The sequence below is a fragment of the Microbulbifer jejuensis genome (genome assembly GCF_047289955.1).
Classification (GTDB): domain Bacteria; phylum Pseudomonadota; class Gammaproteobacteria; order Pseudomonadales; family Cellvibrionaceae; genus Microbulbifer.
On the sequence record NZ_JBLBUB010000001.1, the window covers coordinates 170222 to 186670 of the forward strand.

Consider the following 16449-nt stretch of genomic DNA (forward strand, 5'->3'; position numbering starts at 1 on the left):
TGGTCATTTTTTGCACATAAACGCAAGATAGACGTACCGCGGCAAACTGGAAAGTAGCAAACGCTAACGGGTTTGCGGGAAAATTCAAGTTATTTAGACGGGGCGCGGTTGTGTCGGAGGATTTGTCGAGCATTCGATGGAAATTGTCTGTGGAAAGGTGGACTCTTTCTGCTATTGGTATAAATTGCTTTTTACCAAGCCAAATCCTGTGTGGTTTGGTTGATTTTTATTCGGTTACAGGAAAAATTCAGCGGTGTGGCAATGACTGAATTGCATACGATCAATATCACTTCTGTCAATGTGGTCAAAGAGGAACTGGCTGTTGCGCTTGATAACGCCGCTTCCCACCTGGACAAATTTGTAGCAGATACCACCCGGAAGTTGCCACTAGAGCAGTGTCTTGCCGACCTTAAACAGGTGAGCGGTGTGCTGCAGATGGTACAGCTGCGCGCCGGGGAGCTGCTGGCTCAGGAGCAAATTACCGCCCTGGCGGAGGTTCTCGAAGGGCGCCGACAGGCCAACGAGGAGTTGATGGAAGCCCTGGGTACCGGTTTCTATGTTCTGAATCGGTATCTCGACTTTGTACAGAATCGTGCTATAGCCCGGCAGGAGCTGCTGATTCCTTATATTAATCAATTGCGCGCGGCGCGCTCACAGCCTCCTGTGCCCGAAAGTCATTTCTTTCGCTGCAAGGTGAATGCGCCAGTACCGGGTATGGATACCTCGGCGGTAATGTCGGAGGACTTACGCAGCTTTGTACGCCGGTTTCGCCATATGTACCAGGTTGGTTTACTGGCGCTGTTACGCGGCAAGCCCCGCGGCCCGGCTTATACTATGATGGCCCGCGCACTGGAACGCATTGCGAGTATTACCATGGGGCGTCCCAACGGGCGCTTGTGGCTGGTGGCAGGGGCGGCTCTCACCGGTATGGCGGCCCGCGAAATGCGTTTTAGCCGTTCCCGGGTGATGGTGTTCAGTTTGTTCGACCGCTGGTTGCGCGCCCTGCAAAAAGAGTCGGACACCGCCCTGGACCAACCCGCGCCCCCGATTCTGTTGAAAGAATGTATTTACTGGCTCGCACTCTCGAAGCCTGAGGGTAGCGGGGCAAAGCTTCTTAAAGCCTTTGCAACGGAACCACTTGAATACACAGAAGAGGAACTTGAGCGGGAGCGTGTGAGCCTGGGCGGCCCGGCCGCCACCGCGATTTCAGCAGTGGCCAGCGCCCTGGATGAAGAACTTTCCGATGTGCGCAGGATGCTGGATGATATCGAAGTGATTGGTGATTCCACAGTCGACGAGAATGATGGCCTGGCTGTCACCTTGCAGAGGGTCGCGGGAACCCTGCAACTGCTCAACTTCAAGCGCGTGGGTGAAAGTTTGCGCACCGCCTTAGCTGAATACCAGAGTGCCGCGGGTGCCGGCGGCTCGGTTGCGTATTCTGCCCTGCAAAAGTTGACCGGCCAGGTACTGATGGTCGATAACACGGTGCGTGCCCTGAAGCAGAGTGGCTCTATTGATCTGGACGAATACGGCCACGCGGATATTGCCTTCGAGCACAGTCAGCTGGCCGAGGCCGAGGTTGCCGTGCTGAAAGAGGCTGAGGCGGGGCTCGCGCTGATCAAGCGGGCGCTCGCTGCTTATGCCGGCTCGGACTTCGATCACGGCCATATCCGCAATGTGTCCACCACACTCAACGCTGTGCGCGGCGGGCTGATAGTGCTCAACCTCAGACGCGCGGCTGGGGTTGTGGAGGGCCTGCTCAACTTTGTTGAAACCGTGGTCGACCGGCACAGTCCCCCCCCGGATGTTGAGCCACTGCTGGATACCTTTGCGGATGCCATTATCAGTCTTGAGTATTATCTCAACGAGGTAAAACTGCACCGCCAAGCTGATGCCCAGTCATTGAATCTCGCAGTTGAGAGTCTGGCAGCACTTGGCTATCCCGTTGAGGCGGCATAAACAGGAGGTTTTTTTGGTTGAAACCTTTGCTCCCGCGGCCAATGTGTGGGCAGTGCCGGAATTTTTCCGGTGTATTGTCGTTGCGGAGGGATTGATACTGTGTTGTGGCAACCGTTTTGTTCACACAACCGATCTGTGCCTGGCCGGGGCGGTCATTTCGAGCCACTATCTGGGTGAGTTGGGGGGGCGCAGCTGTGGTGTGCATGTGTTGCCCAGTCAGCTGAAGATGAGCGGGTACGACTGGCGCAATCTGCGCAGTTTGCTGACATCTGCGGAAGAACCGCTTTTTGCGCTGGCCGGACGCGCCCTGCAGGTTGTGCACTGGGATCGGGACCATCGCTATTGTGGCCGCTGTGGCAAGGCTACCCAGTATCATCCAAGTGAGCGTGCGCGGACTTGCCCAAACTGTCAGCTGACAATGTATCCGCGCATTAGTCCCTGTGTCATTATGCTCGTTACCCGCGGTGATCAATGTTTGCTCGCTCGCCATGCCAATCGGCGCAATAGTACTTACACGGCACTGGCGGGATTTATCGAGCCGGGGGAAAGTGCCGAGCAGGCGCTGGTGCGTGAAGTTCGCGAGGAAGTGGGGCTCGAGGTGGGCAATATGCACTATGCCGGCAGCCAGCCCTGGCCATTTCCCGGGCAGTTGATGCTGGGCTATCTGGCCGAGTGGGCGGGGGGGAAAGTCTGCCCCGACTCCAGGGAGATAGAGGAGGCACAGTGGTTTCACTATCGATCACTGCCGGGCATACCACCGGAGCAAACCCTGTCAGGGCAGCTGATCCGCACTTTTGCAAAGCAGGTAGCGGTCGGGGAGCACCCCTAGATTCCCGAAGCGGTGCTGGATGGAATACAAGGAGTTGACAAATATGTCTATTGCACTGGCCCTCTTTACCATCATATTGGCATTGCTGCTGGTATTTTGGGGTGGGCGGGTATTGCTCAGTGGTCGTTGGCTGCCGGGGTTTATCCGGGGTTTGGTTGGATTGTCCTTTTTGGGGTTGGCCCTGGGGACTATGTTGGTGGCAGCCGATGTGTTCAGTTACCGCAATCTTGCGCGGGAACACAGCGTCGGCACGGTATCGTTTCGGAAAATTGCGGAGCAGCAGTTTGAAGTCAAATTTTCCGATGCCGATGGTATTGCGCAAACGTTTGAACTCCATGGAGACCAGTGGCAACTGGATGCGCGTGTGCTGAAATGGCAGAACTCCCTGGCCCGCTGGGGTGTACAGCCGGCCTACCGGCTGGATCGCCTCAGTGGCCGCTATCTGACCCTGCGGGATGAGCGGACCCAGGCGCGTTCGGTACACCAGATCAGCGGCAGTCATTATGGGATCGATGTGTGGCACTTTGTACGTGACCTGAACAACCGCCTTCCATTTGTCGATGCGGTCTATGGAAGCGCAACGTTTCTACCCATGGAGGATGGCGCGGTGTTTGATGTTCGCATCAGTCATAGCGGATTGCTTGCGCGGCCGCTGAACCAGCGGGCAGTTTCTGCGCTGGATCATTGGCAGTAGAATGAAGCGCTGCTTACCCGGTAATGTTGATTGCCGGCCCATACACCTCTCAATCGCAAAGCAGCAAACTGGAGCTTAAGTGGAATTTCTAATTGAATACGGCCTGTTTCTGGCAAAGATCATCACTGTTATTGTGGCCCTCATGGTGTTAATTGGCTTTGCCTTTGCCAACCGGGAGCAGCTTAGGGAGCGCCTTCAAGGACATATCAGTGTTACTCATTTGAATGACCGCTATGAGCAGTTTAAAGAAACGCTGCTCGAAGCGGTCATGGAAAAGCACGAGTTTTCCCGGCGTAAAAAACAAATTATTAAAGAGAAAAAAGCCCAGGAAAAAGCCCTGGCCAAAAAGCACAAGGCTGAATCCAAAAAGAAGGCTGCGGATAAGACGGATACTGACAAAGTGGTGCCTGAGAAATCTGAAATGGATTCACTGGGCGGGCAGAAAGCCTCTTCCGGATTAGCCTGTGAGCGCAGACGCATATTTGTCACGCACTTTAGTGGAGATATCAAAGCGAGTGCGCTCTCCCGGTTACGCGAAGAGGTCACGGCGATTTTGCAGGTGGCGGAATCCGGTGATGAAGTCCTGCTCTGTCTGGAGAGCCCCGGTGGAATGGTGGCCAATTACGGTCTCGCGGCAAGCCAGCTGGCACGGGTGCGCAGTGCGGGGATACAGCTCACTGTCGCAGTGGACAAGGTGGCCGCCAGCGGTGGTTATATGATGGCTTGTGTGGCCGACCGTATCCTTGCGGCGCCATTTGCAATGCTGGGCTCTATTGGTGTGCTGGCTCAGCTTCCCAACTTTAACCGGCTGCTCAAGCGCCACGATGTGGATTTCGAGCTGTTTACTGCGGGCGAATACAAGCGCACGGTCACCATGTTTGGGGAGAATACCCCGGAAGGGCGGGAGAAGTTTCAGAGCGACCTGGAGGATATTCATGTGCTGTTTCAGCATTTCGTGAGCGAATATCGCCCGAAACTGGATATTACCAAGGTGGCTACCGGTGAAGTCTGGTTTGGTCAGAATGCCCTCTCCCTGGGGCTTGTGGATGCATTGAAAACCTCTGACGAATACCTGACCCACTGTGCCGAGAGTGCCGACCTCTATCAAGTGGAGTACAAGGAGAAGAAAAACATTGCCAAGAAAATGGGATTGGCAGCGGAGGCAGGAATGGAGTCTGCACTGACCCGCCTTTTTTCCAAATTGGCCGCATGGCGTCATCAAGCGCAGTAGAACGTGCATAGCGCCGGAGGGGATGGCACACGGATTGTTCAATCTTCATTCTGGTCGCCAAGCAAGTTGCCTGATACGTGTGATCGGAGGATGCTGCCGGGTGTGAATCCTTGAACCACTAGTGACGCTACAAGTGTGCGGCAGTATTTCAAAGACGGGAGTCCTGGAAGACATGCCTGATTGCTGGCTGCGCATGGGGTGACAGAAAAGAAGACGCCCGTTTTACAGACCGATAAGGCACAGATGCCGTTTTCGAGCCTCCCGGGATTTTTACGCAGCCTGTCCCGGAAGGGTGCTTTTTGTGCATAAAATAGAGAAGGTATGGAGACCGGTACATGGAAAATAGCGCAGATGCGATGTTCAGGGCCATTCAGATAGAGGAAGTTGCAGCTGGTAAATTTGACCAGTTGCTGGTCCAGCGGCATCTTTCTGACCTACCGGACAACCCTCTGATTTTGGCGGTTTCCCACTCTTCGCTGAACTACAAAGATGCGCTTTGTGCATTTGGCAACAGTAGCTTTGGCTGCGAATATCCCCATACGCCTGGAATAGATGCTATCGGCAAAGTGGTTGTAGACCACAGTGGTACCTTTACCATTGGGGATGAGCTATTGGTAACCGGCTACGGCCTGGGGATGCATACACCCGGAGGCCTAGCTGAACGGATCGCGATCCCCCCGGACTGGGCCTTGGCTTTGCCACAGGGGCTGAATACCAGAGAGGCTATGGCACTGGGCACAGCGGGTTTAACTGCTGCACTGTGTGTGGAGAAGCTTCTCGACTCCGGTGCCACTCCGCCGGATGGTGAAGTGTTGGTGACTGGGGCCACAGGCGGGGTAGGGTCAATTGCTGTTGCGCTTCTGGCCAAGCTCGGTTTTCGGGTCGCCGCCGTGACCGGTAAGCTGGAGTCGGCCGACTTTCTTGTCACACTGGGTGCCTGGAAGGTCATTGATCGAGAGGCTTTGGCCCCATTTGCCAGCAAAGCCATGACAAAGCCATCTTGGGCTTGGGCGGTGGATACAGTGGGCGGGGAGACTCTCTTTAATGTTATCAAGTCCCTGGCTTATGGCGGCGGCGTCGCCGCCTGCGGTATGGCCTCCGGTACCCAGTTTCATGCCAGCGTTTTTCCATTTATCCGGCGCGGTATCAGCCTTCTCGGTGTGGACAGTGTAGCGTTGCCTATTGAGAAGAAGGCCGATGTCTGGCACTTGTTCGCGGACCAATGGTATATCGGTGACCAGTTGAATCGTATTGCCGAAGATATTTCTTTGGCGCAGGTGCCGGAATATCTGGCGCGTCTTCACAGGGGACATGGTATTGGCCGCTATGTTGTGGATATGGCTCTTTAACGAGGCGACGGAATGTTTTGGAATATACTATACGCTCTCTGAGTCTCGTATTGATTATTTCCCGGTGGCAGAATGCCTCTATCACGAGCTGATCTACCGGCGCCGCTGAAACAACGCAGAGCTGTTTGTATTTCAAGGCGCTGTACCGGCTGGCTGGAGTTCTTGGCTGCACCGTACTGCCCCAGGGATCTGTTTGGCGCAAGAGGTACAACAACCAAAGCTAAAGACGGTGTTTGTCTGTGCGTTTTTTTTCAATAGCCCTGTAGCAGGTATTGCTGCTTGCAGCCTGTTTTTCCCGGAAGAGTCCATTGTCTAAAGGTAACAGCGAATCAATATCTACCGGTCAGAACAGTGCACTGGTACTTTCCGGTGGGGGCGCCCGCGCAGCTTACCAGGCCGGGGTGCTCAAAGCCCTGGCAGAACTCGTGCCTGAGGATAACCCAAGGCCATTTAAAATCATTTGTGGAACCTCCGCTGGCGCCATGAATGCGATGATGCTCGCTTCCCACCCAGGGTCATTCAAAGAGGCGGTCGACTCTATGTGTGCGCTTTGGATGGATTTATGTGTGGAGCGGGTTTACCGAACCAGTTGGCACAGTCTACTGGGTAATTTGATTTCGATCAGCCGCTCGCTGTTTAACCAGGGTGTGGGGCGGCAGAAGCCTCTGGCACTCCTCGACAACACGCCATTGCGCAAATTGCTTGAGGAGGAGATTGCCCTTGGGAATATCCAAAAAAATATTGATGCTGGTCACTTGCACGCGGCTTGTGTGAATGCCCTCTCCTACAGCGAAGGCGAATCTGTCAGCTTTTTTCAAGCCGCAGAAGGGGTGGAGGGCTGGCAGCGTTTTCGACGCTTTGGGATCCCAACCCGGCTGACAACAGACCACCTGTTGGCATCGGCTGCTATTCCCGCAATCTTCCCCGCAGTGAAAATTGACGATGTTTATTTTTGCGATGGTGCTATCCGTCAGATGGCGCCGATCAGCTCCGCGTTACACCTTGGCGCTGGGCGCGTATTCATCGTCGGTGTATCAGACAATCGCTCACCAGTACATTGGGGCAGTCGGCGCAGCAGTGTCCAGCAGCACTCCCCGTCGATGGCGCAAATAGTCGCTCAATTGTTCAATGCCGCATTTATTGACAGCCTGGAGGGGGACTTGGAGCACCTGGACCGGGTAAACACACTGCTGGGTTCTGTTGATAAGGAGCACTATACCCAGTTGGCGCCCCTGCGTCCGGTTGAGTCTGTGGTGATAGAACCCTCGCAAAGTCTCGGTCGACTGAGTGGCCGAAAGCTTCGATACCTGCCTTCCGCGCTGCGTTGGTTATTCCGCTCCACCGGCGCAACAAATGCTGGCGGGGGCGTTTCTGCGGCCAGTTATCTGCTTTTTGAAAAACCCTACATCGAAGAGTTGATTGAACTTGGCTATCAGGATGCCATGTGGGAGAAGGATAAGCTGCGCCACTTCCTGCAACCTTTGCCTGAGGCACCAGAAGAGCGAAAAGGGTTGTTTGGGGTCCGTGGGAGGACCTCTGAAGAGGCCTCTGATAGCGGCTCCGGGCCTGTTGACCCGTGACGGTGGCATGTCCCGGCAGTGCTTCTGAGGGGCGCCGGCCACGACCGGGGTGGGCCCTCTGTCCACAGGCAGCACCATGGGGTTGTATCAACCTGCCAGACAGGAAATCCATCGGGCTTGGGGAAGCTTGTGGCTGCCCTGCCGCAAAATTGTTCTGCCCACCGCACAACGGGTGTACCTGAGCGTGGTTCCCTGCGCTTGAATATGTTAAAAAAGCGTCATCTAGGCCGGTTGTGCTAGAGAGCTGCCATACTGGCTGGAACTGAATGCCGACCTGTGAGTCGAAGCCCATTGAGAATGTAAGGAGCAATCGGTAATGATGCTTATCAAGAAGCCACTGGCCCTCGCTGGTGCGCTGCTCAGCCTGCTGGGGCCCGCAGCACTGGCAGAGGTAGATGCGGAGGTTGCAAAAACCATCAAGGCTCGTCTCCAGGCTGGCAATCCCATGTCCTCTTACGGTGAAGTGCGCGAGAGCCCAATCAAAGGCCTTTATGAAGTTGTTGATGGCAACAACAACAGCCTGTTTGTCACCGCAGATGGCAGTCATTTCATTTTTGGTGGGGACTTGATTCAGGTGAAAAGTGACGGAGAGTTCACCAATCTATCCGAGGAGCGCAGAGCTTCCCACCGGGTAGAGGCCCTGGGTGCCCAAAACGTCGAGGATATGATCGTCTTTTCGCCGAAAGGGAAGACAAAGGCGCGTATCTATGTCTTTACCGATGTGGATTGTGGTTACTGCCGCAAACTGCACCAGGATATGCCCGAGTTGAACAGGCGCGGCATTGAGGTGCGATACCTGGCCTTTCCCCGCGCGGGCCTGCAATCTCTGGGTTACCGCAAGCTGGCCACAGCCTGGTGTGCGGATGATAGTAACAAAACCCTGACGGCGTTGAAAAATCGCGAAAATGTGCCCCTGAATGTGTGCAAAGACAATCCGGTTGCGGCGCAATTCAAACTGGGTAACGAGACCTTTGGTGTGCGCGGTACACCCACTATCGTGTTGGAAGATGGCAGAGTGGCGCCCGGATACCTGCCCCCGGCGACTTTAGTGAAAGAGATGGGTATCTAGATTGTCTAAAGCGCCGACAGCCCTGGGGCTGTCGGCAGTCTCACTCAGGCCGGGCTTGTAGAGGATACCTTTCTCGGCTGGGTCATTTTCTCCGGTGCGAGGATATCACTGAGTTCCTCTTCACTGAGCAACCCTTCTTCAAGAATCAGCTGCTTGACGCTCGCGTCGGTCATCAGTGCCTGCCTGGCGATACGAGTGGCATTTTCATAACCGATAAATGGATTGACGGCCGTGATCAGGCCGATACTGTTTTCCACCATCTGCCGGCAGTGCTCCTCATTTGCACTAATGTCGCTGACACAGCGCTGGGCGAGGGTATGCATGGCCTGTGTCATCAGGCGTATCGACTGGAGCAGGTTGAAGGCGATCACAGGTTCCATCACATTCAGTTGTAGCTGGCCGGACTCCGCTGCCATGGTGATGGTCAGGTCGTTGCCGATGACCTGATAGGCCACCTGGTTGACCACTTCGGGGATCACCGGGTTCACTTTGCCGGGCATAATCGACGAGCCTGGCTGCATGGGTGGCAGGTTTATTTCGTTCAGGCCGGCGCGGGGACCGCTGGACAGTAGGCGCAGGTCGTTACAGATTTTTGAAATTTTTACCGCGATACGTTTCATCACGCCAGAAAATATGACAAAGGCACCGGTGTCGGAAGTGGCTTCAACCAGGTTCTCCGCACAAACAAAGTCGATCGAGGATATGTCCGATAGCGCCTTGACGACAAGCTGGCGATAGCGCGGATCGGTATTGATACCCGTGCCTATTGCGGTGCCGCCCATATTGATTTCCTTAAAGAGTGTTACCAGTTCTTTGACTCTGGCAACATCTTCGCGAATGGTGGCGGCAAAGGCGGCGAACTCCTGTCCCAGTGTCATGGGAACGGCATCCTGCAGTTGGGTACGCCCCATCTTTATGATTCGGGTGAAAGCCTCGGCCTTCTTATCGAACTCAATACAGAGCGCTTCCATGGACTGCACCAGACCGTTGTAGCTGAGCAATATGGCCAAATTGATAGAGGTGGGATAGACATCGTTGGTAGATTGCGACAGGTTGACGTGGTTGTTGGGGTGGACCACTTTGTATGTGCCCTTTTGATGGCCGAGCAATTCCAGGGCGCGATTGGCGACGACTTCATTGGCATTCATATTGGTGGAGGTGCCCGCGCCGCCCTGAATCATGTCCACCAGAAACTGGTCATGCAGCTTGCCTTCGATAATCTCATCGCAGGCTCCGGCAATGGCATCTTGCACAGCGGGCTCCAGGTAGCCCAATGTACCATTGGCCAGAGCGGCCGCTTTTTTGACCATCGCCAGAGCTTTGACCAGGCAGGGGAAGTGGTTGAGGGTGATCCCGGTGATCTGGAAGTTTTCCAGTGCGCGCAGGGTCTGAATGCCGAAGTACACATCGGCAGGTACATTGCGCTCCCCCAGTAAATCCCGCTCCCGGCGCATCTCGCTGTCAGTGCTAAATATGGGTGTGGATTTTAGGGTGTGGAAATTATTTTTCATGCGGCTTCCTGTCTTTTCTGCAATTGCACACGGACATGTTCATAGATGTATAAAAGATGCATAAATAGGAGGGTTATTTTAAAACCTGACAACCAAACAGGCCGGAGGATTGTGTGGTATAGGATACATTGGTCGCCCACCAGAAAAGTCCGCTGCCGATTTAGTGGTGCAGGGGAGTGCACTCCCCACACAGTGAGGTTCCCACTAGCACCTTGATTTCAGCTGCGCTGTAGCGCATGGCCAACAGGTGATTGAGTTTCGCATAGCAAGCGATGCTGGTCATATCCAGACCACTGACAACACCGCTGCGCAGCAGGGCGGAGCCCGTCGCATACTTGCCCAGATCCACCTGGTTTTCCAGGCATTGGGAAACAGCCACACAAATAATGCCGGCTTCTGCCGCCTTTTCCAGTTGCGCGGTAAAGGCGGCGTTATTAGTCGGGGCATTGCCAGTCCCGTAGGTTTCGATCACCAGCCCGCGGGGTTGATACTCGAGAATTTTACTGAGGAAAAAGGGAGAGATACCCGGAAACAATTTCACAAGAGCCACGCCGCCATCGGCAAACTCGGGCATTTGAAATTGCGGGCTGTCGCCGGGGTTCAATAGCACATTGGGGTCAACGTTGACCTGAATACCCACCTCTCCCAAGCTGGGATAGTTGGGGCTGGCGAAAGCATCCAGTGAGCCGGCACTCACTTTTACAGCGCGGTTGCCACGCAGTAATTTGCCGCTGAAGTAGAGGCAGACTTCCTTGATATCTTCCGAACCGCTCAGCAACAGGGCCGCGATCAGATTGTTGTAGGCATCGCTGCGCATCTCCCTCAGGGGAATTTGTGAGCCGGTTACCAATACCGGCTTGTCCAGCCCCTGCAGGGCAAAAGACAATGCGGAAGCGGTGTAGGCCATGGTATCCGTGCCGTGCAGCACGACAAAACCGGTATACTGGCTATAGTTGTCGCCTATTTGGGTAGCGATGCGGTACCAGTCCTGGGGTTGCATATCGGCGCTGTCCAGCAGCGGTTCGAGGGTTTGAAAATGATAGTGCGGGAGCCTGTCAACGGCGTCCTCCAGGAGGCGTTGCAATGCGCTCCCCAGGTCGGCATCGGGCACATAACCGGAGGCGCTGCGGCGCATTCCTAGGGTTCCGCCAGTATACAGGATAAGGGTTTTCTTCATCACTCGACCGCTATCAGGGTTTCATGCCAGGTGCGCCCATTTTTCAGAAGCAGGCGCGGTGGATGCAACTTCGCTGGTTGTTGGTATCTGGTGCCAGGAGATGCTTTTATAGCATCTGCAGAGGATGGTACCTGTTTCAAGAGGGGTTTTAAAATGATAAAAATCTCGGCAGGCCCTCCCTTGTCTGGCTGTATGGGCACGCAATTTTATTGACTTTTTCTCTTTTTGCTCGGTAAGGTTGACGACATTCTGTAGATTTTAGTGGCATTTATTGCACCGACCCCTGACAGGGTATTTGGGGTGTGATCGCAGTGTGTCGGGATCGTGAGCACGGGAGGAAATTTGTGAGCGCAACAGTTGAAAAAGCTGCACAGGCGGGAGGCCAAGAGATTGCGGGGAGGCCCCTGCGCGCGGTGCGTATCGGCGTGTGCGGTCTGGGCACTGTGGGAGGGGCTACCATCAATGTCCTGGCGCGCAATGGGGAAGAGATCGCCGCACGCTGTGGACGCGCGGTGATCGTTGAACAGGTCGGTGCGCGCCGCAATAATCCCGATTGTGATACCAGCCGGCTGAAAATAACCCCGGATATCTTTGCTGTTGCCAACAATCCCGACGTGGATATTCTGGTGGAGCTGATTGGCGGCACAGGCGTGGCGCGGGAACTGGTATTGACAGCGATTGATAATGGCAAGCATGTCGTCACCGCCAACAAGGCACTGATTGCTGAGCACGGCAATGCGCTGTTTGCGCTTGCTGCCCGAAAAGGGGTGACGATCGCCTATGAGGCCGCTGTGGCGGGGGGGGTACCCATTATCAAGTCCCTGCGCGAGGGCCTTGTGGGCAATCGAGTTCAGTGGATCGCTGGAATTATCAATGGTACCGGCAACTATATCCTCACCGAAATGCGCGAAAAAGGGCGCAGTTTTACCGAGGCATTGGGCCAGGCACAGGCCCTGGGCTACGCGGAAGCAGACCCCACCTTTGATGTTGAGGGTATAGACGCTGCGCATAAACTGGTCATTATGGCCTCCCTGGCATTTGCCATGCCGCTGACTTTTGACAAGGTCTATACCGAGGGCATCAGCCGGATTTCCAGGGAAGATATTCGCTACGCGGATGAATTGGGTTATCGCATCAAGCACCTGGGGATCGCCCGGCGCAGGGGCCAGGGGGTGGAGCTGCGGGTGCACCCGACCCTGATTCCGCAGCGCCGGCTTATCGCCAACGTGGACGGCGTTATGAATGCCGTCCTGGTGAGTGGCGATGCGGTTGGGTCCACCCTCTATTACGGTGCCGGTGCGGGTGGCGAAGCGACGGCCTCTGCAGTGATTGCCGATATTGTGGATGTGGCACGCGCGCTTGAAGTCAGGCCGGACCAGCGGGTGCCGGCGGCCGGTGTTGCGCTCACAGCACAGGCAGGTACCCGGGTGTTGCCACCCGAAGAGGTGGTCACCAGCTACTACCTGCGGATTTCCGCGTACGACAAGCCCGGTGTCATGTCTGAACTCGCTACCATCTGCAGTGACTGGGGTATCAGTATCGAAGCCTTGATCCAGCATGAACCGGAGGAGGGAGAACGGTTAGTGCCCGTGGTCATTCTCACCAGTCGCGCCAGGGAGGCCAGCCTGTGTGGGGCGGTCGCACAGATTCAGGCCCTGGATACCGTCGAGGGAGAGGTGGTGCGAATCCGTGTGGAAAGTCTCGGCTGATCCCGGCTAGTATGGCCAAGTCACGCCAGCCCTTAGAGGATGGCATATGTTGTGTAATTCCCGCTAGCTTCTGGGGCTAAATACAATTGTGAAATATGTCAGCACCCGCGGCCGCGCGCCGTCACTTTCTTTTGTTGATACCGTGCTCACGGGCCTCGCCACTGACGGCGGTCTCTATATGCCCGAGGCGTTGCCGCAGTTTTCCCGCGCAGATATTGCCGCTATGGCGATGTTGGACTATCAACAGTTGGCATTTCGTATTGTCCAGCCTTTTGTGAGCGGGGATCTCAGTGACCGAGTGTTGCGGGAGATCATCGGGCGCGCTTACCGGCCGTTTCGTCACCGAGCGGTAGCGCCGCTGGTGCAGACGGATACCAATGAGTGGATACTGGAGCTTTTCCACGGCCCGACCCTGGCCTTCAAGGATTTTGCCCTGCAGTTCCTCGGTCAGCTGTTCGACTATCTGCTAAAGAAGCGCGGTGAGCGCGTGGTGGTGATGGGGGCCACCTCGGGGGATACCGGCTCGGCGGCGATTGAGGGCTGCCGTCACTGCGACAATATCGATATTTTTATCCTGCACCCCCACAACCGGGTTTCCGAAGTGCAGCGCCGACAGATGACCACGGTACTGTCGGACAATGTGTTCAATATTGCCCTGGAGGGCAATTTCGACGATTGCCAGAACATGGTGAAGTCCAGCTTTGCCAGCCAGTCCTTCCTGCCCGACGGACGCCGCCTGGTCGCGGTGAACTCCATCAACTGGGCGCGCATTATGGCGCAGATCGTTTACTACTTTTATGCGGCACTGCGCCTGGGCGCGCCGCACACAACGGTGAACTTTTCCGTGCCCACCGGGAATTTCGGCGATATTTTTGCGGGCTACCTGGCGCGACAGATGGGACTGCCTATTGATCAACTGGTGATCGCCACCAATGCCAACGATATTCTGCACCGCTGCCTCAGTGGTAATGACCACACACTCAAGCCGCTGGTACACAGTTTGTCACCCAGTATGGATATCATGGTGTCGAGCAATTTTGAGCGTTTGCTGTTCGATCTGTACGCGCACGATGGCGCCACTGTGGCGGCGCTGCTGGCGGATCGCAGTGCCCCTCTGCATTTGAGTGAGCAGGCCCTGGCACGAGCGCGGCAGGTGTTTTCTAGCCATCGGGTCGACGATGCGCGCACAATGGCGGTGATCCGCGAGCAGTTTGCGGCCAGTGGGTACCTGCTCGATCCCCACACTGCGATCGGTGTCGAGGCTGCGCGGCGGGTGCGTCACTCTGCCGAACAGCCCATGGTTTGCTTATCCACCGCGCACCCGGCAAAATTCCCCGATGCGGTGGCGCAGGCGCTGCCACAAACCGTAATTCCCCTGCCGGCCCATATGCAGGACCTGTGGCAGCGCGAGGAGCGACTTGAGGTGCTGCCCAACAACCTGTCCCAGGTGCAGGGCTATATGGCGGCCATGCTGTCCGGCGGGAATTAGTCACCGGACTCCGGCCCTGTTTGTTGGATTTGAATGTAGCCGAGAAACAATGAGTACAAAAATTCAGCGCCGGCCAGTGGATTTATCCACTGGCCGTTTTGCTTCTGGTACACCGAAAATCTTGCAGAGAGTTCTGCTCGGTCGCGGCATCGCCAGCGAAGAGGCCCTGGATCACAGCCTCTCCAGATTACAGAAACCCGAGACAATGCGCGGCCTGGATGTCGCCGTGACACTGCTGATGAAGGCCGTCCGGGCCCAGCAGAAGATTGTGATTGTGGGGGACTTCGATGCCGATGGGGCCACCAGTTGCACGGTCGCGATGCTCGCGCTCGGTGCCATGGGCGCGCAGGGTGTGGAGTTTCTGGTGCCCAACCGCTTCGATTTTGGTTACGGTCTGACCCCGGAAATTGTCGAGGTGGCCAAAGACTATGCCCCGGATGTGCTGATTACCGTGGACAACGGTATCAGCAGTATCGACGGGGTGGCGGCGGCCAAGGCGGCGGGTATAACGGTCATAGTGACCGATCACCATCTGCCGGGTAGCGAGCTGCCGGAAGCCGATGCCATCGTCAACCCAAACCAGCCGGGTTGCGATTTTCCCAGTAAAAACCTGGCCGGCGTCGGAGTGATTTTCTATCTGCTCAGTCGCCTGCGCAGCGCCCTGCAGGCGTGTGGCTGGTTCGAGCAGAGTGGTATCGCCCCGCCGAATATGGCCGAATACCTCGACCTGGTGGCGCTCGGTACTGTGGCGGACCTGGTGCCGCTGGATCACAACAACCGTATCCTGGTGCACCAGGGTATCGCGCGAATCCGCTCCGGTCGCTGTCGCCCCGGCATTGTCGCGCTGCTGGAAGTAGCTGGGCGCGATCAGCGCCGGCTTTCCACCACTGACATCGGGTTTATCCTGGGGCCGCGTATCAATGCGGCCGGGCGTCTGGATGATATCGGCACCGGAATTCGCTGTCTCCTGACCCGGGACCCGGGGGAGGCCCGCGAACTGGCGGGAGAGCTGGATAGACTCAACCGGGATCGCAAGGCGATTGAGCAGGGCATGCAGCGGGAGGCCCTGGCGGCACTGGAGGCGCTGCGTCTGGAAGGGGATATCCCCTGGAGTCTGTGCCTGTACGATGCCAGCTGGCACCAGGGTGTGGTGGGTATTCTTGCCAGCCGAGTCAAGGAAAAGTTTCACCGCCCGGTGATCGCCTTTGCCGAAGGCGACAATGGCCTGGTGAAGGGCTCCGCGCGCTCTATTCCCGGTCTGCATATCCGCGATGCCCTGAGCGATGTGGCTGCAGTCAATCCCGCACTGATCAGCAAATTCGGTGGTCATGCCATGGCTGCGGGGTTGACTCTGCCGGCAGAAAATCTCGATGCCTTTCGCACCGCATTTGAGCGGGTGGTGCGCAACAGGCTCAATGAAAACCACCTGCAGGCTGTGATTGATTCCGATGGCGAGCTGACCATCCAGGATTATAACTTGCAGACTGCATCACTGTTGCGTGCCTGCGCACCCTGGGGGCAGGCTTTCCCCGAGCCGGTTTTCGATGGCGAGTTCCTATTATTACAGCAGCGCATTGTCGGTGAGCGTCATCTGAAGATGGTGGTGGCTCCACCACAGGCGCCACAACTGGCGCTCGATGCCATCGCTTTTAATGTGGATACCAGCCAGTGGCCCCAGGCCACGCGGAGAGTGCGCATGGCGTTTAAATTGGACGTCAACGAATTTCGCGGGCGGGAGTCTCTGCAGTTGATGGTGAACCTATTGGAGGTGGTATAGGGTCACCTTTTTCGAGAGTTACGAGATGTATGGAGTCTGTTCGTAGCTGTTATTCATAAACGTGAATGGAAGTAG

Annotated in this window: 12 protein-coding genes; 10 read left to right on the plus strand and 2 right to left on the minus strand. The window is 56.1% G+C overall.

Annotation, left to right across the window (positions count from 1 at the left end; all coding sequences use genetic code 11):
* The first annotated feature begins 261 nt into the window (after positions 1 to 261).
* The 7 genes from ACL7TT_RS00785 (at position 262) to ACL7TT_RS00815 (ending at position 8711) form a co-directional block, all read left to right on the plus strand.
* Positions 262 to 1959 carry a hypothetical protein gene (locus tag ACL7TT_RS00785; RefSeq protein ID WP_413392346.1) on the plus strand — a complete coding sequence of 566 codons (1698 nt, stop codon included), beginning with the start codon at positions 262 to 264 and terminating at the stop codon, positions 1957 to 1959.
* A 13-nt stretch (positions 1960 to 1972) separates the two neighbouring features.
* Positions 1973 to 2788, plus strand: coding sequence for an NAD(+) diphosphatase (gene nudC / locus ACL7TT_RS00790; protein ID WP_413392348.1), 816 nt, complete (start codon positions 1973 to 1975; stop codon positions 2786 to 2788).
* Between the two features lie 43 nt (positions 2789 to 2831).
* Positions 2832 to 3482, plus strand: a complete 651-nt coding sequence (locus ACL7TT_RS00795) for a cation/multidrug efflux pump (protein WP_413392350.1) — start codon at positions 2832 to 2834, stop codon at positions 3480 to 3482.
* Positions 3483 to 3561: 79 nt separating this feature from the next.
* Positions 3562 to 4713, plus strand: a complete 1152-nt coding sequence (sohB, locus tag ACL7TT_RS00800) for a protease SohB (protein WP_413392352.1) — start codon at positions 3562 to 3564, stop codon at positions 4711 to 4713.
* A gap of 335 nt (positions 4714 to 5048) precedes the next feature.
* Positions 5049 to 6062 carry a YhdH/YhfP family quinone oxidoreductase gene (locus ACL7TT_RS00805; RefSeq protein WP_413392354.1) on the plus strand — a complete coding sequence of 338 codons (1014 nt, stop codon included), beginning with the start codon at positions 5049 to 5051 and terminating at the stop codon, positions 6060 to 6062.
* 308 nt (positions 6063 to 6370) lie between these two features.
* Positions 6371 to 7642 carry a patatin-like phospholipase family protein gene (locus ACL7TT_RS00810; RefSeq protein WP_413392356.1) on the plus strand — a complete coding sequence of 424 codons (1272 nt, stop codon included), beginning with the start codon at positions 6371 to 6373 and terminating at the stop codon, positions 7640 to 7642.
* Positions 7643 to 7958: 316 nt separating this feature from the next.
* A complete protein-coding gene (locus ACL7TT_RS00815; protein WP_413392358.1) occupies positions 7959 to 8711 on the plus strand; it encodes a DsbC family protein in 753 nt (250 codons plus the stop codon).
* Positions 8712 to 8755: 44 nt separating this feature from the next.
* On the opposite strand, the gene aspA is transcribed toward ACL7TT_RS00815, so the two are convergent.
* Together aspA and ACL7TT_RS00825 are read right to left on the minus strand one after the other, a co-directional pair.
* Positions 8756 to 10222: an aspartate ammonia-lyase gene (aspA, locus tag ACL7TT_RS00820; RefSeq protein WP_413392360.1), complete on the minus strand. Its 1467-nt coding sequence runs from the start codon at positions 10220 to 10222 to the stop codon at positions 8756 to 8758.
* 160 nt (positions 10223 to 10382) lie between these two features.
* Positions 10383 to 11399, minus strand: coding sequence for a type I asparaginase (locus ACL7TT_RS00825; protein ID WP_413392362.1), 1017 nt, complete (start codon positions 11397 to 11399; stop codon positions 10383 to 10385).
* Between the two features lie 404 nt (positions 11400 to 11803).
* On the opposite strand from ACL7TT_RS00825, the gene ACL7TT_RS00830 reads away from it, so the two are divergent.
* The 3 genes from ACL7TT_RS00830 (at position 11804) to recJ (ending at position 16374) form a co-directional block, all read left to right on the plus strand.
* The gene (locus ACL7TT_RS00830) at positions 11804 to 13108 is read left to right on the plus strand and encodes a homoserine dehydrogenase (RefSeq protein WP_413392588.1); all 1305 of its coding nucleotides are present in this window, start codon (positions 11804 to 11806) and stop codon (positions 13106 to 13108) included.
* 88 nt (positions 13109 to 13196) lie between these two features.
* On the plus strand, positions 13197 to 14597 hold the full coding sequence (gene thrC, locus ACL7TT_RS00835; RefSeq protein WP_413392364.1) for a threonine synthase: 1401 nt from the start codon (positions 13197 to 13199) through the stop codon (positions 14595 to 14597).
* 49 nt (positions 14598 to 14646) lie between these two features.
* Positions 14647 to 16374 (plus strand): single-stranded-DNA-specific exonuclease RecJ, encoded by a 1728-nt coding sequence (gene recJ, locus ACL7TT_RS00840; RefSeq protein WP_413392366.1) that lies wholly within the window; start codon positions 14647 to 14649, stop codon positions 16372 to 16374.
* The last annotated feature ends 75 nt before the right edge of the window (positions 16375 to 16449 follow it).

Coding starts and splice junctions, on each gene's coding strand:
- aspA (WP_413392360.1), bottom strand. CDS start 10,222: ATGAAAAATAATTTCCACACCCTAAAATCCACACCCATATTTAGCACT.
- ACL7TT_RS00815 (WP_413392358.1), top strand. CDS start 7,959: ATGATGCTTATCAAGAAGCCACTGGCCCTCGCTGGTGCGCTGCTCAGC.
- ACL7TT_RS00785 (WP_413392346.1), top strand. CDS start 262: ATGACTGAATTGCATACGATCAATATCACTTCTGTCAATGTGGTCAAA.
- ACL7TT_RS00825 (WP_413392362.1), bottom strand. CDS start 11,399: ATGAAGAAAACCCTTATCCTGTATACTGGCGGAACCCTAGGAATGCGC.
- recJ (WP_413392366.1), top strand. CDS start 14,647: ATGAGTACAAAAATTCAGCGCCGGCCAGTGGATTTATCCACTGGCCGT.
- ACL7TT_RS00795 (WP_413392350.1), top strand. CDS start 2,832: ATGTCTATTGCACTGGCCCTCTTTACCATCATATTGGCATTGCTGCTG.
- ACL7TT_RS00805 (WP_413392354.1), top strand. CDS start 5,049: ATGGAAAATAGCGCAGATGCGATGTTCAGGGCCATTCAGATAGAGGAA.